We start from the raw sequence: 22,353 nt of genomic DNA, 5'->3' as shown, positions 1-22,353 counted from the left end.
CAACCCTGGACCTAGGCACATCCCTAGTTATGTAGTCGCGCGAAGGAATCGGGATCGGCGATTGTTAAGAGCCAGTCTGGATTTCAGTCCGCGGCGCGGGACAGTCTGTGCTCAATGAAAGGACAACCATTCCGATACGGCTCATCGGCCGCATTGTTTCTGCGCGGCTCCATCTCAATCGCCTTGAAAGAGCGATAATTTCGTCCGAAAGTTGGCTCCGCCGGCCTGGCTGAAGCTTTGCATCGGAAAAGCGGCGGAGAGGTGTGGGTCCTCAGAGTAAAGGGGTGCATTATGGCAGACCGAAGCGTGAAGAAAGTGACATCCGAATACTCGCCGAAAGGAGAAATGGGGCAAACCTATTTGGCATCGGGCATCCATGTTTCGATGCGGCTCTGGGAGTCGCTGCCCGTCGCTCCTCCGGCCGAACCGACGCAGCGCGCATACGAAACGGTCGGCTATGTGATCAAGGGGCGGGCGGAACTCGAACTGGAAGGCCAGATGGTATTGCTCGAACCGGGCGACTCTTGGGTTGTCCCAAAAGGGGCGAGCCATTGCTACACGATCCTCGAACCGTTTACGGCAATCGAGGCGACCTCTCCTCCGGCTCAGGTGCACGGAAGAGACGAAGAGTAGAATAAGGAGCGCCGGGAACGCCATGGCCCACAAAATCGCCGTCACCACGCGGGACAGTATTAGAGACATCTGGGGCGAGCGGACGCCGACTGCGGATGGAATCTGGCCCGCTCGCGTCGATGAGCATGTCATTGAGGAGCCGGATCGGTGGGTGCAGGGAGCCTGCCTGCTCTGCTCGAACGGATGCGGGCTCGACATCGGCGTGAAAGACGGCCGTATGGTCGGCGTCCGCGGTCGTGAAGGCGATCGGGTCAATCACGGCAGGCTGGGGCCGAAAGGGCTGCACGGGTGGATCGCCAACCACAGTCCCGACCGATTGACGAAGCCGTTGGTCCGGCGCCATGGCCGATTAGAACCGATCGGGTGGGACGAAGCGATGGACCTCATCGTTCGCCGCTCCCGTGATGTCCGCGACGCTCACACGAGCAGCGCCATCGGTTTTTATACCAGCGGGCAGTTATTCTTGGAGGAATATTATACGCTGGGTGTGATCGGCAAAGCCGGCCTTGGGACGCCGCACATGGACGGTAACACCAGACTGTGCACCGCCACCTCGGCCGCCGCGCTGAAATTGTCCTTCGGCACGGATGGACAACCGGGCTCCTATGCGGATTTGGACGTGACGGATGCCATTATGCACGTGGGTCATAACATCGCCTCGCAACAGACCGTGCTCTGGATGCGGATTCTTGACCGGCTTGCGAGCGCGAACCGGCCCAAGTTGCTGGTCATCGATCCCCGGACGACCGAGACGGCGAAACATGCGGATGTGCATCTTGCGCCTCGAGTCGGCACGAACGTCGCGGTGCTGAACGGCCTGCAACATTTGCTCATCGCGTCGGGCCGCCTGGATGAAACGTACATAAAGGAACACACGATAGGCTTCGAAGCGTTGGAGCGTATGGTCGCGAAATGGACGCCGGAGCATGTTCGGGATGTCGCGGCGATCGAACCCCGTGACTTGCGCGCGGCGGCGGCCGTCATCGGTGAAAGGGCTTCGCTCATCTCCACGGTTTTGCAAGGCGTGTATCAATCGCATCAGGCGACCGCCGCTTCCGTCCAGGTCAATAATATTCACCTGCTGCGCGGCCTGCTCGGCAAGCCGGGCTGCTGCGTGCTGCAAATGAACGGGCAACCGACCGCGCAGAACACGCGCGAATGCGGCGCGGATGGGGATCTGCCGGGATTTCGCAACTGGGAGAATCCGCGGCACATTGCGGATCTCGCTCGGCTCTGGAACGTGGATGCCGCGATCATTCCCTCGTGGGCGCCTCCGACCCATGCGATGCAGATTTTCCGCTATGCCGAGCAGGGATCGTTGAAAATGCTCTGGGTCAGCGGGACCAATCCCGCCGTGTCCTTGCCGGACCTGCCGCGGATTCGGCGCATTCTCGGAGGGGACGGGCTTTTCGTCGTCGTGCAGGATGCCTGGCTCACCGAAACAACCGAGTATGCCGATGTCGTGCTGCCTACCGCGCTGTGGGGAGAGAAGACCGGATGCTTCACGAACGTCGATCGGACGGTGCACCTCTCACAGAAAGCCGTCGATCCGCCGGGCGAGGCCCGGTCCGACCTGGATATTTTTTTGGATTACGCCGAGCGGATGGAATTCCGCGACCGTGACGGCGCGCCGCTCATCAAATGGCGCACGCCGGAAGAGGCCTTCGAGGCGTGGAAGGCCTGCTCGAAGGGCAGGCCCTGTGATTATAGCGGCATGAGCTATGGAAAGTTGAGCGGGACGTCGGGCATCCAGTGGCCCTGTAACGAACGATTTCCTGACGGAGCCGAACGCTTGTACGTGGATGGACGGTTCAATACCGCAGCGGACTATTGCGAAACGTTCGGCCATGACCTCACCACCGGGGCGGAGAATACGCCGGAAGAGTATCGAGCACGCGATCCCCGGGGAAGGGCGTTGTTCTTCGCGACCGACTATCAAGCACCGCACGAGAGACCGGACCATGACTATCCCTTTTGGCTGACGACCGGCCGGGTGCTCTACCATTTTCACACGAGAACCAAGACGGCGCGCGCGCCTGAACTCAACGAAGCCGCCCCGGACGCATTCGCGCAGATTTCGGAGGAGGATGCGGCCGCCTTGGCGATTCAAGACGGAGATCTTGTCGCGATCGAAACCAGACGGGGCCGGATCACCGTGCCCGCGAAGGTCGGCGACATCATCCGCGGGCACATCTTCGTGCCGTTTCACTACGGGTATTGGGACGATCCCGGTCATGCCAGGGCCGCGAACGAATTGACCATCGTTGAATGGGATCCTGTCAGCAAGCAGCCTTACTACAAGTATGCAGCCGCGAGCCTGCAAAAGCTTGAGCCTCAGTCCGCCATGGCAAAGGCGGCGGAGGCAGTGGAGAACGTCGGGGCTCAACTCAAACATGTGGCGGCGGGCATAAAGGAAGCGCCGGCAAAGCTGAAGAAGGCCATGGAGGCGGCGGAAAATCGGCTGCCGCTGTCGTTATATGTGGGATTGCTCCACCGAAGCGAAGAGCACCTGTCGGACGCGTTCAAGAATGTGGCCGACCATCACCGGCAGAGTCCCGACATTTACGAGACCTGCATGCTGATGGCCGGCTGGTCCGCCGAACATGTGCAGAAGCTTCACCCGCTCATCGCCCGCTACCGAGAGGAATCAAAGAAGGAACCTGATCGCCTGCGCCGCGCGCTCTTCGAGGGTCCACGAAGCGGCGGAGTCGGGCTCCTGCGCGATCTTCATGACCTCTGGTTGGCGGCGGCGGAAGTCCATCTCTGCTATGAAGCGATCAGGCAGGCGGGGAGGGCGTTGCACGACCGGGCGTTAGTGTCATTCTGCGAACAATCGGGACAGCACACCGACCGGCAACTCGCCTGGCTGCGGACCAGGATTGATCAGGCGGCGCCGCAGGCCTTGACGGTAACATGAACAGAGCGCCAAGGCTTCGGCCCATATGTATGGCGGCGATGAGGCAAGCTGCACAGCAGACCAACCTTTCAGAAGAATTCGGCGCCGAGGAATCGTTCATTGAAGTCCCTTGCCTGATTTGCGGCGGGGAACAGACCGACACCGTTGGCTCGCTGGCGGACGTTAAAGGTCAGCAACGACTCCTACAGCAGTTTCACCGGTGCAGGCGCAAAACGAAGGCGCGTGCAGGTCTGGCCGATCGAGTGGAGTTTACCCAGGATTATGCGACTCGGATTGCGAAATGCCGATCCTGTGGGTTTCTCTTCAGGACTCCGCGGCCCTCTGTTGCAGCGGTGATGGGGGCGTATGTCCAAGACCGCTATAGTGACGATCATCTTCGATCCGAATTTCTGTCGCAGCGACAATGGGCACTGAAGAAGGCCGCGTTCCTCGCCCGCTACGCGCGATGGCGTCATCGTCCGACGATCGTGGAAGTCGGCAGCTTCGTCGGCGGCTTTCTGGATGCGGGGCGGCGGCGCGGATGGTCCATGTTGGGAATTGATCCGGGAAAAGAAGTCGCGGCATTCTGCCGGGCGCTGGGACTTTCGGTTTACGGCGGGACGTTAGCCGATGCGCCGATCGCCTCGGCATCCGTGGATGCGGTCGCGATCTGGAATACGTTCGATCAATTGCCGAATCCGGACACCACCCTCGCCGCGGCACGCCGCATCCTCCGGGAGGACGGGCGGCTGATCATCCGAGTTCCCAATGGCGTCATGTATCAGTGGGGAGCGAAGCTTCTCGAGCGGCGAGGAATGGAGCATCAATGGATCGTGGCAGCATTGGCCTGGAATAATCTCCTGGCATTTCCCTATCTCCACGGCTATTCGATTTCCACGCTGGACCAGCTGCTGGGCCGGCACGGTTTTAGACGGCTTGCGTTCACCCGCGACACGCTCATGAATCTTTCCGATCGGGATACCAAGGCCTGGGCGATGGTGGAGGAGAAAGTGACCAAGTGGTCCTGCCGCTGCGCCGGCGCCGTGGAGTCCCTTTGGAGCACGGACAGCACCCGCTTCACGCCATGGTTGGATGTCTATTATGGCCTCGGCAAGCCTCTTTCCCGGACCCCGGTGAGTGTCGCGCGGAATCTCCTGTCCGCCGCGCCGGCCATGCCATAGTGAATTATCGCCATGCTGGACGTCAGGCGAGGGGCGCCGGTCACACAGACATGAATCAATAGTGAAGAAAGGAACCCGCGAAGGATGGAAAACAAGGGCGATCAGACCACTTCAGTATGGATGGCGACGGCGGCCGAGCCGGACGAGCCGCGACTCACCCAATCGCTCGATGCCGACGTCTGTATCGTGGGGGCGGGCATAGCCGGGCTCTCAACCGCCTATTGTCTGAATCTGGACGGCAAGTCGGTGGTCGTACTGGATGACGGGCGGATTGGAAGTGGAATGACGCAACGAACCACCGCGCATCTGTCGAATGCCATCGATGACGGGTATGCCGAGATTGAGCGATTGCATGGAGAAGAAGGCGCCGGACTCGCCGCAGGCAGCCACACGGCGGCGATCGATCGGATCGAGCGAATTATCGCAAATGAACACATCGATTGCGACTTTGAACGGCTCGATGGTTATTTGTTTTCGACGCCCGGCGGAGAAGAGGCGCTTGAACGCGAGTTCCTGGCTGCTGTCCGCGCCGGTCTGGGCGGCGTCGAAAAGGTGAAACATCCGCCCGTCGCGCGCCTTACGTCCGGGCCGTGTCTGCGATTTCCCCGCCAGGCGCAATTTCATCCGCTACGCTACTTGGCGGGACTGGCAAAGGCCATCACGCGGCGTGGCGGCCGAATTTTCTCCGGCACACATGTGACCAGCATAGAAGGCGGAACAAAGGTCCGAGTCGAAACTGAGCAGGGAGCGGTGATCACGGCCCGAGCTGTTGTGGTGGCGACCAATAGTCCCATCGTTGACCTTGTCACGATTCATACCAAGCAGGCGCCCTACACCACCTATGTACTCGGGGCAAACGTGCCGTGCGGCGCTGTCGCACAAGCGTTGTACTGGGATATGGAAGATCCCTATCACTATGTCCGGCTTCAGCCGGGATCGTCGGTCGGCAATAACCGATCTGATGTGCTCATCATAGGAGGCGAAGATCATAAGACGGGACAAGCCGACGACTCCGAAGAGCGATATGCTCGCCTTGAGCAATGGGCGAGACAACGCTTTCCCATGATGGAGCGGATCGAGTATCGCTGGTCCGGGCAGGTCATGGAGCCGGTGGATGGCCTGGCTTTCATCGGGCGAGATCCCGGCAATGCTGCGAATGTCTATATTGCAACGGGCGACTCGGGCATGGGCATGACGCACGGGACGATTGCCGGCATCCTCCTGACCGATTTGATTATGGGGCGGGATTCTCCATGGGCGGCACTGTATGAGCCGTCACGCAAAACTGCCGGCGCAGCCGGCGTCTATGCCCAGGAAAACGTCAATGTGGCGTCTCAATATGCGGACTGGGTTACCGGGGGTGATGTTGCCTCTACTGACGAGATCACGACCGACAGCGGCGCCGTCGTCCGCCGGGGGCTCAGGAAAGTGGCCGTCTACCGTGATCACAATGGAATGCTCCATGAACGATCGGCGGTCTGCACCCATTTGAGCTGCATCGTGGCATGGAACCAGAACGAAAGAACGTGGGATTGTCCTTGTCACGGATCACGTTTCGACAGGTTCGGCAAGGTCATCAACGGGCCGGCGAATCAAGACCTACCGCGCGTGAACGGTGAATGAGAGTCTGGATCCGAACTTCATGAACGGAGGCGAGGCCCCGTCGTGTTGCTGATGGGAAGAAAACGACGTCAGGCGGGATAGGAAGATCGATTGTCGATTAGGGGCGACGGGCCGCCGTTCCAGAGCGCGATGCCGCCGAGTAGCCCGTTCAGATTCGACACGATGGTGACATTCCCCGGTAGCAAGCTGATATCCACGGTCGCCGCATTGCCACCTCCGATGTAAAGGCGGTCGTAGTGAAACATGGCGTCCAATTTCGATACCACTTTGGCGACGCGCCGGTTCCACTTCTTCTTGCCGATGCGGGTCAGTTCATCGTCCCGCAATTTGGCTTTTCCCACTTCGACATTTGGCACGAGCCGTCCGTCCACGAAGAGGGACGACCCCACGCCGGTTCCCAGCGTGAGGACCAATTCCACTCCTTTCCCGGAAATGGCGCCGAAGCCTTGCACGTCCGCGTCATTCGCCGCGCGGACCGGCTTCTTGAACTTCGTCTCGAGCGCCTTGGCTAAGTTGAAATCTTTCCATTGCGGGGCGAGATTCACTGCGCCTCCGACGACGACCCCGCTCCGGACTATCCCGGGGAATCCGACCGAAATACGGTGAAACGGCCCGAATTCCTTGGCCAGTTTTTCGATCGTTTGGATGACTTCCTCGGGCTTGCCCGATCGCGGGGTCGGCACGCGCTTCCGCTCCTTGATCGGTTCGCCGATCTCATTGAGAACCATGGCCTTGATCCCGGTGCCCCCGATATCGACGACAAAAGTGCGAATGGGCTTGTGCGGTGCAACGGCCGAGGGAGGTGGCATCGGGCTGGGTTGGGATGCGGCGGCCTTGGTCTTCATGCTTAGAGCGAAGGAGACTGCACCTTAACCAATTTCGGCTTGCGGACCGGCGGTCGTTGACGCGTCTGACGAGGATCGGGCCATCGGCTTTTTGACGGCAGTGAGAGTTTCACGGGCCGTCCTGTCTTGGCCGAGCGATACAATGCTTGAACGATCTGCACGTCGATCAGTCCTTCGAGACCGGACGGCTCCGGTTCTTTATCCTGCAAGACACAGTCGGAAAAATAGAGCAGCTCCGCCGCAAACTGGTCCCGAGCGACGAACTCCCGGGACTGCTCCTTGCCCTCGATCGTGACGTGCTGCTTCAACGGACCGACGTATTCATAGGCCGGATCGAGCCGCGCCCGGCCGTTCGTTCCGACGATCTCATAGGCCGATACATCCGTCGCACCGAAGCTGCAGATAAAGGTGGCCAGGCGGTCGCCCGGAAAATGCAGCAACGCCGCCGTCATCTCATCGACCTCACGGAATCGCTTGTCCGTTCCACCGACGGAGAAGGCGCTCACGGACGTCGGATTCTCTTGAAACACATAGCGCGCGGCGTTGATGCAATAGACGCCAAGATCGTACAAGGTGCCGCCGCCCAGTTCCTTCTGAACTCGAATGTCTCCCTCGCGCACTTGCATGCTGAACACGGAGTTGAACAGACGCAGATTGCCTAGTTTACCGGATTGGGCAAGCTGGACGGTCTTCATGTTGCCTTCTTCCAGGTGCAGCCGATAGGCAGTCATGAGCTTGACATGCCCGTGCTCCGCGGCGGTAATCATGCGCCGGCATTCCTGTTCCGTCACCGCCATTGGCTTCTCGCACAGGACATGGATGCCGGCCTTGGCGGCCCGTACCGCATAGTCGCAATGCAGGCTGTTGGGTAAGGCGATATAGACGGCGTCGATATGGCCCTCGTGGAGACACTTGTCGAACTCCTCGTAGGAATAGGCATACGGAACGCGATACATTCCGCCGACTTGTTTGAGCTTGATCGGATCGTCCGACACCAGCGCGGTCAAGTGGGAGTTCTTTTTGGCATGGGCGAAGGCCGGTAACACGGCGACTTGCGCGATATGTCCCAAGCCGACGATCGCATACCGGACCCCGGCAGTGAATGCGCGTCGAGGTGTGCGGCGAATTGTTGAGGATTTAGTGGAAACGCTTCGTGCCGCCACGATTACCTGTTTCGACAAGAGAGAGACGGCCCGGGACGGACCTCGGTGGAATAGGAATCGGGAGCCGGACAGGGTTCAATGCGGATATGACCCGTTCCATCCCGGATGGTGGTGGTTGTTCGCGCGTCCCACACGACGGTCAGGCTGAGAAGAATTGTACCGGCCAAGGCAACCAGCAACTTTTCTCTCAACGTCGTCATATTCCAACTCCCAAGAAACAATACCAGGAGCAATGGGCTGGAGGACCTGGCAGTTCCCCTAGTCGGCGTGCCGCAGCGGCGCATCCAAGGACTTTCCGAGCTCGAATGCAACCATTGTTATGCGAACCTGCAGCCGCTTCTTCAAAATTTGTCAATGAGTGAAGCGATCGGGACGTTCAGACCCGGCTCCGGCGCGGTGATGAGCGGCGCCGGCAAGCCGTAATCCCACCGCGTTCGTATTCGTATAGGAGTCATCCGAGGCGACTACGCTTGACTCTATCAACCTCTGATCGGAATCTCTCAGAAGAGGCGCTAGTCAGGCATTACCACGATTGTTGGCAATTCGGCGACAGCATCTTACGGAACTCGCTAACTGCCACGCTGCCATCGTATCGGGTCGGTTCATGCCAGCGATAGACGCAGGCCGCGGAGAGATTGAAAGCAAAACCACGCTGGTCAGCGAAGGGGCCGAAGGGCTGTATCATCGCTCTGAAAGCTCATCGTGGGTACACCTGGAGCGTACTTAGCTCGTGAAAAGTGTCGCTTGTTCTAACCCAATAGCACGCGTACTATACGTGAAGCCGAGCTGAACAGATCAGCCGGAATAAGTGGATGTAATACCGAAACACCGTGTCACCACGTGTGAGCATGCGAATGACAGCCGATCGCCTTATCAAGATTCTTGTAATGCTCTGCATTACTGTGTTTAGTCTCGATGGGTGTGAGTACGTCAAACTGTTCCGGCCGAGTGTGCTCAAGCAGCTCAACCCCGACGTCGTCCGCCTGCTAAATGAACTGCCGAATGTTGATCGACCCAATGAGGATATCGTCGGGAGGCTCTTTGCCCACGGCGGGCTGTCCCATGCCGAAGAAGCGGCGGATGGCAAGATGCATGACCAAATCCGGATTCCCGAAGGACAGATGATTTGGCAGCCGGCGATCATTGTGATGCCACATCCTGGAGACTTGGAAGTGGAGTTCTTTAACGACGATGGCATGTCGGTCCATGCCGCCATTATGCCGAGCAACGGGGACAAGCAGTATCTGCCCTTGCCGATCCATACCAAGGGCCGCGCAAAAATCAGGCTGGACGCGCCAGGCTATTATTGGTTTGGCTGTCCGGTCGCAAACCATGTCGGCAGAGGCATGCTAGGATTAATTCTTGTACGGGGCGACGTACCGTCGGACGCCAAGCTTGATCGGCCCCCTCAACGAAGACCATGATGGCTGTTTGTCGTTTCGTCACGATCCTTCTGATGAGTACCTGGGCGATTCTTGCTTGGCAAGGTTGCCATCATCCCACGCCGGATTATCCGCTCTTCGCCGAAGGACAGTCCCTGGGATCTTTAGCCGGAACGAAAGGGTCCGCTCCTCCCGTGGCCGAAGGGGTGACGTTCGAGCGGTTGCTCCGCGCACGCTCCGAGCCTCAGAATTGGCTGACGTACTACGGCGCCTACGACGGTTGGCGGTACAGCCCGCTCAGTGAGATCAACCGAGATAACGTCAAGGATCTCCGGCCGGCCTGGGTTTTCCAATTCGGGCAAATCGGTCTGCCTGCGACCGCCGCGACGTATGCCTTTGAAGCGGCACCATTGATCGTTGACGGAGTGATGTTCGTGTCAGGATGGGACGGGTATGTCTGGGCCATCAATGCGGAAAGCGGGGAAGAGTTATGGCGGTACAAACGAGAAATCCCGCTCGATACGCCGCTGTGCTGTGGAAACATCAATCGCGGCGTCGCCGTCGCGAAAGGCAAAGTTTTTTTTGCCACTCAGAATGGTTACGTGGTTGCGCTCGATGCGCGCAATGGACAAGAGGTATGGAGTAAACCGTTCGCGGATATTCGCGCCGGTGAAAGTGCGACACTCGCCCCCTTAATTGTCAAGAATCTCGTCATCGTTGGAAATTCCGGAGCCGAATACGGGGTGCGGGGGCATATCGATGCCTTCGATCTGGACACGGGGCGGTTGGTATGGCGGCGCTACAACGTGCCCAAGCCGGGAGAGCCGGGGTCCGAGACATGGCCAAAGAATAGCGATGCCTGGGCGCGTGGCGGAGGCAGTGCTTGGATTACCGGGACGTATGATCCGGAACTGGATCTGCTTTTTTGGGGGACCAGTAACCCCGGGCCGGACTTCGACGGCGGTGTTCGACCCGGTGATAATCTGTATACCGACTCGGTGCTGGCGTTACATCCGGCCGATGGTTCGCTCCGCTGGTATTATCAGTGGACCCCGCATGATGTATGGGATTTCTCCGGCGTCAACGAAAATATTTTGGTGGACGACGGCGATAGGAAGTTGCTCGTACATTTTGACCGCAATGGATATTTCTTCGTCCTCGATCGCACGAGTGGCAAACTTCTCCGCGTGACCCCCTTCGGGAATCCGACTTGGGGCCACATTGACGACGGCGGCCATGTGACTATTGAGAAAATCCCGACACTGGAGGGACAAGTGATTTGTCCGGCGCCGGCCGGGTCCAAGGAATGGGTGCACGCCTCCTACAGCCCCCGCACTAAACTCTTGTATGCGCCGATCATTGATGCCTGCGCAAACTATATTCTAAAGCCGGCCGAATTTCGAGAAGGCATGCCCTACTGGGGTGGTGAAGCGATGGTGATGGGACATCAGCGTGGCGGCGCGGTGAAAGCGTTTGATCTCGATGGCCGAGAGGTTTGGGCGTGGAAGCATGACAAGCCCATGGTGAGTTCCGTGTTGACGACAGCCGGGGACTTGGTATTTGCGGGCGAACCAACAGGCGAGTTCGACGCCTTCGATGCTCGCACGGGAGAACTACTCTGGCGCTACCGCACAGGCAGCGGGATTCATAGCAGCCCGGTGACATATAGTGTCAATGGGAAACAGTACATCGCTGTACCGGCCGGATGGGGAGGCTGGCTCAAAGGCTTCGCTCCGAACCTGATTGGTGCGCCGCGAGGGAATGCTTTGTTCGTCTTTGCCCTGCCTTAACATAGGTGGAAAAAGGAGGACCGAATGACCTGGGAAAAGCCATCGTACGTCGAGATCAATATGAGCGCCGAAATCGGGGGCTACCAGGAAGACAACTCGGAAGAGCGGATTCCCGTACCGGTGGACCGCCTTGACCAACCGAAACTACGAGACGAAAATGAATGACCATTGATGCGGCTGTTTCCGGATGCCGCGCGGTCAAGAGGGCACGTGGGGAGAGCGCGCCATGACGGGCGCAAAGCGGACAATGGCATCGTGCAATTGCTCGGCCGCGGCTTCTTTAGCGACAAAGGCCGCCGCGCCGGCTTTCTTCATGGCCTCGATGAGCGGCGGCGAATCGTTAACGGAAAGCCCGATGATGACGGCCGAGGGGAATGTTGTCACGATGCGCCTGGTCGCTTCGATGCCATCCATTTTGGGCATATTGACGTCCATCAGAACGATATCAGGCCTGACGTCGGACACTATCGACACGGCTTCTTCACCATTGGTTGCCTCTCCGATGACGAGCACGTCTTGGAATCCGTCCAAGATTGCTCGCAGACCCTGCCGGATCATGGCATGGTCCTCCACGAGGACTACCCGGTGAACGGGACCGTTCTTTTCCACTAAGGCGAGAGGTTCTCTACTCAGCGCGCGCGCCGTGTCGCCCCGTGCCACCGCCACGGTGGTTTGCAATGGCACAGTGAGGGTTACCTCGGTTCCTCGGCCCGGAGCACTGTCGGTTTGGCACCGACCTCCAAGCGCCTCCATACGTTCTCGCACGCTCAAAATGCCGAAATGCTCGCTTGCGGGCTGAAGATCGAGGGTCCGTGGATTGAAACCTTTCCCTTCGTCTCGCACGCTGATCTTTAATAAGTCGCCGCGATCTACGGCGATTGATAGGGTGGCATGGGGCGTATGAGCATGCTTTATGACGTTCATCAAGAGCTCACGCACCGACTGATAGAGGAGCATTACATGATCATCCGGCAACGGCACCTGCTCCTGCGCCGCATGGAAGGTGACGTTGAGCTTATGCTTCACCATTTGCTCGCTCAGCCATTTAAGAGCTGCAGGCAGGCCCAGCTGTAAGACAGGTGGACTCAAATCGGCCATCAGCGTTCGGGTGTAGGCAATGGACTTGGCGAAAATGTCGTCCAGCTCCCCAATAAAATTGACCATTGAAGGCTCGGTCCCGTCCCATTGCGACCGGGCACTGCCGATCTTTAACCGTCCCAAAACCAACAACTGCGCAAGGTAATCGTGCAGCTCCCTGGCCAGCCGGTTACAGAGCCGCTGTTCGGTTCTATTCAACTCGGCGGTCAAAGCGCGCAAGTGTTGGCGGGAAGCGACCAAATCCTGTGTCCGCTCTTCGACCCGCTGCTCTAATTGCCCCGCAAATGCCCGCAGCTCTTCCTGGCTCTGCTGTAGCGCGTCTCGCAGCTTTTGTCCGCGCAAGTCGGTGATCACGAGACAGAGACTCTTTCCACATTCCTCGGGCAAACGACGAGCCGACACCCTCACGGGAATCGGCTCACAACAGGGCTGATCGAGAAGGAATTCTCCGCGACTGCCGGCCTCGTCGGCCTGCGCAAGCATCGCCTCAAATTCCGCTCGGCCGGCTGAACCCACAAAATCGGCGAAGCCCTTGCCCAAAATTTGGTCAAGCGGCATTCCGAGCAGATCGCCGGCTCGCTGGTTGCAGTAGACGATCGTGCCGGTTGCGGTCAGTGTTACTGCGCCCTCGTTCATGGTCTCAACGAAGATGCGGTACGGATGATCAGCTCCCTCCAATGTGTAGATCTGTTCGCCGGCTGGGCCGTCGACAACCACGGCATCCACGGCCCCTGTTCGGATGGCAGTCAAGATCTCATGCGCCTCCTCCAAGCGGTCCTGGAGTCGTTGGTTCTCACGGAGTAACTCGTCGTACGGCGTCATGCCCGCATCCATCATGATGAAATCCCGTCCTCTAGAACCGGAACTCCTAAAAGGCGCAACGCTTGCTTGGTGTCCGATAGGTTGCCGATCAGTCGCCGCAATGGCAGCGGTTGATCTCGTAGCAAGGTGGGAGTCGCAACAATTTGGAGCTGAGTGGCCAGTTCCGGCTGTTGGTACAAATCGATGACTTCAAGATGGTAGCGTCCCTTCAGATAGCTGTCGCAAATATGCTTGATGTTCATTAACGCCTGCTGTGAACGCCGCGTCATTCCGGTGATACAAAGCCGCAGAGCATATTCTGGGACTTGGTGGTCCGTCACGCCGACTTTTTCGGACCCATCATCGGCATCGTTACCGGCTCTCGCCATTGCTTCGCTCATGGAAAATCCGGGGAGCTCATGGTGTTCCGCAGGTGAGCCATGCTCGTTCCGACTGTCTGAGACGGTCCATGCGATCCGTCATCATCGTGGAATCAAATCCAATCCGACCAGCACACGGTCCGTATTGGAAAGGTCTCCGATTATCTTTCGCATGGGCTCCGGCAGTTTGCGTACCAACGTGGGGATGGCCAGGATTTGGTCGCTTTTCGCCAGATGTGGATGTTTTTGCAGATCGATGACCTCGATGTCGTAGTCATTTTCCAAATGCCGCTCGCAAAATGCCCTGAGATTGGCCAATGCCGCCAAACATCGAGGCGTTTGTCCGGCCACATAGAGGCGCAGTCGCCACTTCTTATTTCCGTTGGGTACGGGCGCTTGAGTTTCGTCCATTGTTTTTCCCAGCGCGTCGCGACTGCGATTCATGTGCCGATCTATTTCGGTCATCGGACAACGTATGGGGCGGTCTGTTCTCACGCAGACCTCGGAGAAGAGCGCGCTGTTCCGCCAGCGCGGCGTCGGCCCGACCCCTTCGCTCGATGAGCGTTTCCAGTTCAGCCGCTTCTGATGCGAACTCGGCCTGCAATAAGGCGATCCGGGCTTCCATGGCCATCCGCTTGCTGTCGAGTTCACGACGCTTCCGATCGATCTCCTCGTGGAGGGCCAGCGTCTGAGCTTTGTCCGATTGTTCTTGAACGATTCGCGCCGTGCCGGTCAATACCCCGGCCGAACCGGCATACACCTCCACTAATTTCGCGCCATGGTCGGTCAGGATAAACTCACGGATTTGATTTGAGTGCGGCATGCCTCGGGACTTTAAGATATACAGACCTCGATTGCGTTCACCGTTGCTTTCCAAGTTACGGACCAGCAGCCATGTATCCATAAGCGAAGAGATGCCGAGCTGTGTCATTTCGGGATCATTGGAATCCGAGGTAAGGCTCGTGAAGATGCCGGTGACCCGCTGCACCTTTAAGAAATCAATCAGTCTGGTTAACATCGCTTTTGTTTCAGATAGATTGCCCGCTTCCATGAGACTCGTTAACGGGTCGATGGCCACGACCTGCGGTTCGAACGCCGCGATTTCTTTATGGATGACGGCCAGATGCGTCTCCAAGCCATACTGGTGCGGACGTGCGGGCCGAAACCGCAAGAGGCCGCGGGAGACCCAGGGACGGAGATCCAAGCCGATCGATTGCATGTTCCGTATGATTTGGGCCTCAGATTCTTCCAACGGGAAATAGAGACAGCGCTCGCCTCGCTGGCAGGCAGCATGGATTGCATGGGCTATGAGTGAACTCTTGCCTGAGCCGGGGCTGCCCGAGACGAGCGTGCTGCTTCCACGGTAGAGGCCTTTGCCGTCGAGCATCGCATCGAGCTCTTTGAGGCCGGTGGACATGCGCTCGGTCGGCGCATCGTGAGTAAGGCTCAACGAAGTGATCGGGAGCACGGAAAATCCATTGTGATCGATAAAGAACGGAAACTCATTAGTCCCATGGGCGGATCCGCGATACTTGACCACTCGTAACCGCCTGGTTGAGATCTGGTCGGCAACCCGGTGGTCGAGCAGAATCACGCAGTCCGAGACGTACTCTTCCAGCCCGTGTCGAGTGAAAGCCCCCTGACCGCGCTCCGCCGTAATAAGCGCCGTCACACCGCGGTCCTTTAGCCAGCGGAAGAGTCGCCGGAGTTCCGCGCGGAGGATACCCTGATTGGGCAGTGCGACGAACAGCGCTTCCAACGTATCCAGCACAACCCGCTTCGCGCTGATCTGATCGATCGCTTGGCCGAGACGTACAAATAGACCTTCCAGGTCATACTCACCAGTCTCTTCTATCTCGCTCGGCTCGACTCGCACAAAATCGAGCGTCACCAGCCCCCGCTTTGCTAAATCTGTCAGGTCGAAGCCGAGGGGCGCCGCGTTCTGCGTTAATTCTTGCTCAGTTTCCTCAAACGACATGAAGAGGCCGGGTTCAGCAAACTCCATCGCCCCGCGCACCAGAAATTCGAGCCCGAACAAGGTCTTTCCACACCCGGGCCCTCCTGTGATAAGTGTCGGACGGCTCCTCGGGAGACCGCCGCCGGTAATCTCGTCGAACCCGATGATACCGGTCGGGGCTTTTGGTAACGACGGAAGGTCTTTCTGGTCACGATGCTGTCTTGGCATGATTTCACTTTGCTGGCCGTAAGGGATAATGATGTACAACAATGGATGATATTTCAATGGGTATTCACGCAAAAATCACTCCTGCCCCCTTAGCCTTCATCCGAGCCCTTGACGAGCCGACTTTCAGCAGGGAACGGAGCGCTCCTCATATCTGGCTCTCGCGAATATCGAGCCGCCGTTTGTAAATCGTCGACCAAGGATCGATACAAATGCCGGCGAGCTTGTCCATCGGCCGCGCGTAACACCGCTGCCGGATGGATCGTGACCATGAGACCTTGCGCCCATTCCGACCGCTGTATGGTCCCGCGTTTCTGCATCACGCGAACGGCGTGGCCGAGCAAGCTCCTCGCCGCAGTGGCGCCCAAACACACAATCAAGCGGGGCTGAATGAGCGAGAGTTCCGCTTCGAGCCACGGACGGCAGGCGGTAATATGCGAGGGGCGTGGCGTTTGATGCCGCCGCGCGCGACCGGCCGGTACGAATCGAAAATGCTTCACGGCGTTGGTGAGATAGAGAGAGCCGCGATCCAACCCCGCGTCCTGTAGGGCCACATTCAGAACGTCACCGGCCGGCCCGACAAAGGGCGCTCCCTCCCGATCTTCTTCGTCGCCCGGCTGTTCGCCCACTATCATCATCCGAGCCCGTGATGGACCTTGCCCAAACACCGTTTGAGTGGCCGCCATGTGGAGCTCGCACCCGTGGCAAGAGCGAGAGGCGTATTCCAAAGCGACGAGATCTCCCTGCTGGGGAACAAAAGCGGCGGCGCTGGACTGGCTCTGTTGCGTTTTCACCATGATCGATACGCGTTTGTTCGCCTGAGTCAGCAATGTCATGATTTCGGCGGATTCCGGCAGCGGTCCCCAGAAGCGGCCCGGCATCTGGGCGGACATTGCACGAGGGTTCATGCGCGCGGGATTGCAAATGGCGGCATAGTATGTACGCCACAACGATTCCAGCTCGTCACCCGTGGGTGTCTCATGTTGCGCTGCCCCCGCGGCGAAGATCAGTTTGTTTCCATCCCAATGGGCCGAAGAAAATGGCGTAAGAATCGACCATCTTTGTCGGGCGAACCGCTTGACAAAAAACGGAGCCGCCATCCGTAGCACATCGTGGTCAGGACGGTGCCACGCGATAAAATGCTCGGGATCGGAGCCTTCGACTCGCCTGAATCGTACGAACTGCGTCATTCTGTACGTATCATGTCGCACTTGCTGTTCCAACCGGCGGAGCTGGGCGACGTCCTGATCAGACTCGATTTGCAAAAGATGGGGAGTCTCGTGGTGAAGACGCCACAGGATTCGATACAGGAGCTGCCATTTGGCGTTGTTCCGATGGGCGAGGACCTGTCGCGCTGCGGCCTCGAAGGCAGGAGAGAGGCCACGTTGGGATGGAGCGGCGCGACTGGCCGCAGGCGGGACGCTTTCAAGCAATCCGGGAAGGAGCGGCTGCGACGTTTGGTCGGCCCAGAAGATTTGATCGGGATGAGTATGCTGGTCAAGCAGGGACTGTGCGGCCTGGATCCAAATTTTAAAGTGAGAGGAAGCGGCGACGGTGTTCACAGTTGACCGGTCTCGGCTTCCCTCGCCGCCTCAAACAGCTCCAACTGCCGGGGTGCGCGCATGAGGCGCGGAAGAGTGGAGCGGTCCAACTGTGTGGCGGAGCCGGAATCGGCCGTCACGATAAAGGGCGCCGCTCGATTTAGAGCTATGCCGAGGCGCCGAAGATCTCCATTGTCCAAGCGATGATACCGCCGGATGGACAGAATGCGAGCGACATTCTTGTAGCCGATTCCTGGTATCCGGAGCAATTCCTCCCGGTGCCCTTCATTAATATCGACCGGGAACCGGTCCCGATGGCGGAGAGCCCAGGAAAGCTTGGGATCATAGTCGAGACTCAGATTGGGCTGTTCAGTCAGATCTTGGCACGTGAATTCATAATGCCGCATGAGCCAATCGGCTTGATACAGCCGGTGTTCCCGTAATAATGGGGGAGCATGCACGGGCAATCTAGGATCCGCCTTGGGATAAGGACTAAAGGCCGAGTAATAGACGCGACGTAAACGATAGGTGCGGTACAGGAGATCCGACTTCATTAAAATATCGGCGTCGGAAGCCGGGGTCGCGCCAATGACCATTTGCGTGGTCTGTCCGGCGGGGGCAAACGATTCGCCGGGCCGCTTCGTCCGATCGGCGTGCTCGACCACACCGTTGTGAATCTGTGCCATGGTCTGTTCGATGACCGCATGCCTCTTGTCCGGGGCCAGTTGAGTGAGATCTGCCTGGGTCGGCAGCTCAATATTCGCGCTCAAGCGGTCCACCCAGCGCCCCGCTTCGTGAATCAACTCCCGCGATGCGCCGGGAATGGCCTTGAGGTGAATATAGCCGTTAAAGGAGTGATCCGTTCGCAGCAGCCGCACCGAGCGAATGAGCTGTTCCATGGTCGAATCGGGACTCTGAAAGATGCCGGAGCTCAGGAACAACCCTTCGATATAATTGCGCCTATAGAAGTCCATCGTCACCTGCGCGACCTCTTCGGGACTGAAACACGCGCGGGGAATATCGCTCGAGACACGGTTGACGCAGAAGACGCAGTCGTACGTGCAGTGGTTGGTAAAGAGAATTTTCAGCAGTGAGACGCACCGGCCGTCCGGTGTAAAGCTATGGCAGATACTCTTGCCTTCGGAATGGCCGAAACGGTCGGGAGCCGGGGCACGCGTCGACCCGCTGCTGGCGCACGACACATCGTATTTCGCGGCGTCGGCAAGAATCGCGAGCTTGGATTGAAGCGACATGGGTCATTATAACGTCTGTTTCGCCCGGGAAGAACCCGGTCTGTACCGAGACGTGGTCATCTTTCGAGCGAGCGCCGCATCCGGACGCCGGCCACCAAACTGATCGCAAGCGCGGCATACAGAAAGGGAAACATGCGGCGCGTGAAGACGAATTCGAATCCGGGAGTGAATCGACGCGGCACCGCGTGATAGTCGGTCAGGTAGGCGACAGCCGACACAGCGGCAGCCTTGGAAAATCCAGCGGGCTTCTTCTCGTCGACCAGAGCCTCATAGCAACCGGCCCAGAAGAGGCATGCCAATTGATTCAGGATCAGGCCGGAACCGGTATACTTCATTGACCAGTTGTTGGCGCAGGCAGCCTTATGACCCCAAACGATGTGGCTGATGGCATTAAGGGGCGCCGCGGTTGTTCCAATCATCATCTTACCAATAAGCCCGATGGCCGTGCTCATGCAAAGACCGGCATAGGTTCCGGACCTAAGGATACGTACGACTGTGGTGGCTGTGACGGACATTGGCTGCCTCCCTTTTGAGCCGCAGCACGCATGTTAGCGACTAAACTCTGCTCCCTCGCTTGTCTACAATTAGCTTGTCCACAGGGAAGCCAAGCTCTCGGCCCTTTGAGACCAGCCGTTGGAACGTCGCCTCGTCCAATCCCGGCGAGCGAGCGAGAATCCACAAATATTGCCGATCCGGCGTACCCACCAGCGCTGCGCGATATTCAGCATCGAGATCAAGAATCCAATAGTTACCGTTATCGGATGAACCGAAGAGCCGCGCAAACCAATTGTCGAACACGACGTTCAACCGGGCGTTTGTCTCCGTATCCACTACAGTCACAATGCCGTCGGCGCTATCAGTATTGCCATTGTCGGTGACGCATTCATTGTGTACCCCGATTGTTCCATCTGAACGGGCTGTATAGACGGCCTTGGAATCTACGCAGTGCCGCTGAAACCACATCGGCAACCGCGCTATTTCGTACCACGTACCCGCATACCGGGCGAGATCGACCGACGAGACGACGGGGAGGGGGTGAGCACTTTTCGGGTCCGGGCCTGCGCAGGCGCTGCTCAACAGGCATCCCATGATGCCGGCATACCAGAGCCGTTGTAGCGTATCCAAGGACGGCATCAGCTATTCCTCCACATTCAATTAGTCGATCCCATGCAATAGTCATCGGCCCTTCTTCGCCGCGACACGCATGTTATCGACCAGGTTAGGGTAGCGGCGGCCCGCCTTCTTGGCGGCAGCTTGCGCCCTCTTCTTTTCAGAATTGGAGAGCGTCTTCTTTCGCCTTCCGGACGGTGGATTCTTTTTCCAAGGCGGCGTTTTCGGTTTGGCGGCCATAGCAGGCTCCTTTCGCCAACACGGTCTGGCTTGCCGATCCTATGCTTGCAGCGCCGCCTCGCGCTCCCAAAACCGCAGGCGACGGCAGGCGGTGATAAATTTGCCGCAGTTGTCCGGCTCTTCCAGCGCGATAAATCCGCCGTCTCGATTCTCCTCGACCCCGGCCTTTTTTAGGAGAGGGATTGCGGCTTCGACATAGCCGATGAATTTCATGTGCGCGAAGGCGTCTGCGATAAAGTCGCGTGCGGCCGCTTCCTTAGCCAGCAGGGCGGCGCCTTCCACTGATGGCACGAGCGCTACTGCGTCATACAGCACGGATGGCCCTCCGCTGAGTTTTTGAGCCGCCTCGATCCACGAACCGTCGCTTGCCTTCACGCCGCCGACCTGCGGAGCCACAATCTCCAGTATCGCGCCTTCCGCTTCGACAGCGGCTTGGAGAGAGGTAAAAATCTCAAGGTTCATACCATCGGTCACCAGCAGGCCCAGTTTCCGACCTTTGAAACTATTCGGTCCGTTCAAGAAAATACTGAGCGCCGGGGACTTCCGCAAATCTTCCCTGGTGGGCCTCGCGGCATCCGCCGGTTGAGGCATGGCTTGAAGCCTTAGTCCCTCAGCCACGCGTTTGGCCAGGTCAGCGTGGATGTTGCGCAGATGCGACACCATGCGGGATCGAATGGCGACCTGTTCACACTTGCTCAGTTCGAAGATGAATGCGTCGGCGATGTGATGCTGCTCGATCTCCGTTTGGCTGATATAAAATTGCCGGGCCTGACTGTAATGGTCGGCAAAGGTTTCGGACCGGATGCGAAGTTTCGGGCCGCCTTCTTCGGCCGCATACGATTGAAAACCCCTGGCGGGTGATTCGCGCGGACCACCGCCTTCACCGTCCCATGAATTCGGCTCGTAGTTTACACGACCTTTAGGGTTCGTCATGGCCATGTGCCCGTCTTGCTGGAAATGATGAAAGGGGCATTTCGGCGCATTAATTGGAATGTGCGTGAAGTTGGGGCCGCCGAGTCGCTTGAGCTGGGTATCGAGATAGGAGAAATTGCGACCCTGAAGAAGCGGATCATTCGAAAAGTCGATTCCCGGGACGATATTCTGCGTACAGAAGGCGACTTGCTCGGTTTCGGCAAAGAAGTTGTCCACGCAGCGATCGAGCACGAGTCGCCCGACGCGTCTTACGGGGATATCCTCTTCAGGGATGATTTTCGTGGCATCGAGCACATCGAATTCGAAACGCTCGGCAAATGCGTCGTCGAAAAGCTGGAATCCCAGCTCCCATTCCGGGTAGTCGCCCATTTGGATCGCATTCCACAAATCTCGTCGGTGGATATCAGGATCGGCGCCGTTGATCTTGACGGCTTCGTTCCAGACCACCGACTGCAGCCCGAGTTTCGGCTTCCAGTGAAATTTGACGAAGGTCGATTTTCCTTCCGCATTGATGAGGCGGAAGGTGTGGACGCCGAACCCTTCCATAAAGCGGAAGGAGCGGGGAATCGCCCGGTCCGACATAATCCACAAGGCCATGTGCATGCTCTCGGGCGTCAGGGAGATGAAGTCCCAGAAGTTATCGTGCGCGGTCTGCGCTTGAGGGAACCCCCTGTCCGGTTCCTGCTTGGCGGCATGAACCATGTCGGGGAACTTGATGGCGTCTTGAATAAAGAAGACGGGAATGTTGTTGCCGACAATGTCCCAGTTTCCTTGCTTGGTGTAGAGTTTCACGGCAAAGCCGCGGACGTCCCGCGCCAGGTCCGCCGACCCTTTGTTGCCGGCCACGGTGGAGAAGCGCACGAAAGCGGGCGTTTTTTCACGGGCTCGCTGAAAAATGTCGGCTTTCGTGATATCGGCCAGCGATTCGTAGGTTTCGAAATACCCATGCGCACCAAACCCGCGGGCGTGCACGACGCGTTCGGGGATGCGCTCATGGTCGAAGTGAAAGAGCTTTTCGCGAAGATGGAAATCTTCGAGCGCCGTGGGACCTCGCGCTCCAATCTTCAATGAGTTTTGGTCATCGGCGATGGGAATGCCTTGTTGAGTCGTTAATACCGGCATATCGCCGGCGGCTGTTTGATGAACTTCTCCTCCAGTTCCGGTCGAGACGGTCTGATCAGCATACTGCGCCGGTCGCCGATTGACCTCGGAGGCCTGTGAACCGCGCTTTTTCGCCATAATGGTCTCCTGGGTGGTAGTGAGCTGTCATGTGTTTTGCAGATAGCCCCTGGCAGCGTATCG

Annotated in this window: 20 protein-coding genes; 7 read left to right on the top strand and 13 right to left on the bottom strand. The window is 58.3% G+C overall.

Features of this window, described 5'->3' with window-relative positions; translation table 11 throughout:
* The first annotated feature begins 291 nt into the window (after positions 1–291).
* The 4 genes from ACWGXE_RS13185 to ACWGXE_RS13170 all read left to right on the top strand — a co-directional run bounded on the left by ACWGXE_RS13185 (position 292) and on the right by ACWGXE_RS13170 (position 6,333).
* Entirely contained in the window at positions 292–633 is a 342-nt protein-coding gene (locus tag ACWGXE_RS13185; protein WP_447598228.1) for a cupin domain-containing protein, read from the top strand.
* A gap of 22 nt (positions 634–655) precedes the next feature.
* On the top strand, positions 656–3,550 hold the full coding sequence (locus ACWGXE_RS13180; protein WP_447598227.1) for a molybdopterin oxidoreductase family protein: 2,895 nt from the start codon (positions 656–658) through the stop codon (positions 3,548–3,550).
* 38 nt (positions 3,551–3,588) lie between these two features.
* Positions 3,589–4,710, top strand: a complete 1,122-nt coding sequence (locus ACWGXE_RS13175) for a class I SAM-dependent methyltransferase (protein WP_447598226.1) — start codon at positions 3,589–3,591, stop codon at positions 4,708–4,710.
* A gap of 84 nt (positions 4,711–4,794) precedes the next feature.
* On the top strand, positions 4,795–6,333 hold the full coding sequence (locus ACWGXE_RS13170) for an FAD-dependent oxidoreductase (protein ID WP_447598225.1): 1,539 nt from the start codon (positions 4,795–4,797) through the stop codon (positions 6,331–6,333).
* A gap of 68 nt (positions 6,334–6,401) precedes the next feature.
* Here the strand turns inward: ACWGXE_RS13170 and ACWGXE_RS13165 are convergent, their stop codons facing one another.
* From ACWGXE_RS13165 to ACWGXE_RS13155, 3 genes are read right to left on the bottom strand one after another with little or no spacing between them, the layout of a single operon-like run.
* Positions 6,402–7,178, bottom strand: a complete 777-nt coding sequence (locus ACWGXE_RS13165; RefSeq protein ID WP_447598224.1) for an ROK family protein — start codon at positions 7,176–7,178, stop codon at positions 6,402–6,404.
* A 2-nt stretch (positions 7,179–7,180) separates the two neighbouring features.
* The gene (locus ACWGXE_RS13160; protein WP_447598223.1) at positions 7,181–8,341 is read right to left on the bottom strand and encodes a Gfo/Idh/MocA family protein; all 1,161 of its coding nucleotides are present in this window, start codon (positions 8,339–8,341) and stop codon (positions 7,181–7,183) included.
* A 2-nt stretch (positions 8,342–8,343) separates the two neighbouring features.
* A complete protein-coding gene (locus tag ACWGXE_RS13155; protein WP_447598222.1) occupies positions 8,344–8,541 on the bottom strand; it encodes a hypothetical protein in 198 nt (65 codons plus the stop codon).
* Positions 8,542–9,195: 654 nt separating this feature from the next.
* On the opposite strand from ACWGXE_RS13155, the gene ACWGXE_RS13150 reads away from it, so the two are divergent.
* The 3 genes from ACWGXE_RS13150 to ACWGXE_RS13140 are packed head-to-tail and all read left to right on the top strand — an operon-like array spanning position 9,196 to position 11,678.
* The gene (locus ACWGXE_RS13150; RefSeq protein WP_447598221.1) at positions 9,196–9,765 is read left to right on the top strand and encodes an MSMEG_3727 family PQQ-associated protein; all 570 of its coding nucleotides are present in this window, start codon (positions 9,196–9,198) and stop codon (positions 9,763–9,765) included.
* A gap of 32 nt (positions 9,766–9,797) precedes the next feature.
* Complete coding sequence (locus ACWGXE_RS13145) at positions 9,798–11,513, top strand: PQQ-dependent dehydrogenase, methanol/ethanol family (RefSeq protein ID WP_447598220.1); 1,716 nt, start codon at positions 9,798–9,800, stop codon at positions 11,511–11,513.
* A 24-nt stretch (positions 11,514–11,537) separates the two neighbouring features.
* Entirely contained in the window at positions 11,538–11,678 is a 141-nt protein-coding gene (locus ACWGXE_RS13140; RefSeq protein WP_447598218.1) for a hypothetical protein, read from the top strand.
* A gap of 33 nt (positions 11,679–11,711) precedes the next feature.
* On the opposite strand, the gene ACWGXE_RS13135 is transcribed toward ACWGXE_RS13140, so the two are convergent.
* The 10 genes from ACWGXE_RS13135 to katE form a co-directional block, all read right to left on the bottom strand.
* Positions 11,712–13,448 carry a response regulator gene (locus ACWGXE_RS13135; RefSeq protein ID WP_447598217.1) on the bottom strand — a complete coding sequence of 579 codons (1,737 nt, stop codon included), beginning with the start codon at positions 13,446–13,448 and terminating at the stop codon, positions 11,712–11,714.
* Positions 13,445–13,813 (bottom strand): circadian clock KaiB family protein, encoded by a 369-nt coding sequence (locus ACWGXE_RS13130; RefSeq protein ID WP_447598215.1) that lies wholly within the window; start codon positions 13,811–13,813, stop codon positions 13,445–13,447. Before ACWGXE_RS13130 ends, ACWGXE_RS13135 begins: the two co-directional genes overlap by 4 nt.
* Before the next feature lie 81 nt (positions 13,814–13,894).
* Positions 13,895–14,203 (bottom strand): circadian clock KaiB family protein, encoded by a 309-nt coding sequence (locus ACWGXE_RS13125; RefSeq protein ID WP_447598213.1) that lies wholly within the window; start codon positions 14,201–14,203, stop codon positions 13,895–13,897.
* On the bottom strand, positions 14,166–15,977 hold the full coding sequence (gene kaiC, locus ACWGXE_RS13120) for a circadian clock protein KaiC (RefSeq protein ID WP_447598212.1): 1,812 nt from the start codon (positions 15,975–15,977) through the stop codon (positions 14,166–14,168). The genes ACWGXE_RS13125 and kaiC overlap by 38 nt, the downstream gene beginning before the upstream one ends.
* Positions 15,978–16,066: 89 nt before the next feature.
* Complete coding sequence (locus ACWGXE_RS13115) at positions 16,067–17,536, bottom strand: UdgX family uracil-DNA binding protein (protein ID WP_447598211.1); 1,470 nt, start codon at positions 17,534–17,536, stop codon at positions 16,067–16,069.
* Positions 17,533–18,768, bottom strand: a complete 1,236-nt coding sequence (locus tag ACWGXE_RS13110; protein WP_447598210.1) for a putative DNA modification/repair radical SAM protein — start codon at positions 18,766–18,768, stop codon at positions 17,533–17,535. Before ACWGXE_RS13110 ends, ACWGXE_RS13115 begins: the two co-directional genes overlap by 4 nt.
* 56 nt (positions 18,769–18,824) lie before the next feature.
* Positions 18,825–19,283 (bottom strand): hypothetical protein, encoded by a 459-nt coding sequence (locus ACWGXE_RS13105; RefSeq protein ID WP_447598209.1) that lies wholly within the window; start codon positions 19,281–19,283, stop codon positions 18,825–18,827.
* Positions 19,284–19,323: 40 nt separating this feature from the next.
* Positions 19,324–19,902 (bottom strand): lipocalin family protein, encoded by a 579-nt coding sequence (locus ACWGXE_RS13100; RefSeq protein WP_447598208.1) that lies wholly within the window; start codon positions 19,900–19,902, stop codon positions 19,324–19,326.
* 42 nt (positions 19,903–19,944) lie between these two features.
* Positions 19,945–20,118, bottom strand: coding sequence for a hypothetical protein (locus ACWGXE_RS13095; RefSeq protein ID WP_447598207.1), 174 nt, complete (start codon positions 20,116–20,118; stop codon positions 19,945–19,947).
* Between the two features lie 39 nt (positions 20,119–20,157).
* A complete protein-coding gene (gene katE / locus ACWGXE_RS13090; protein ID WP_447598206.1) occupies positions 20,158–22,290 on the bottom strand; it encodes a catalase in 2,133 nt (710 codons plus the stop codon).
* Between the last annotated feature and the right edge of the window lie 63 nt (positions 22,291–22,353).

It is taken from the genome of Nitrospira sp. Nam80, from assembly GCF_965152575.1.
This window is presented reverse-complemented; position numbering and strand designations above follow the sequence as displayed.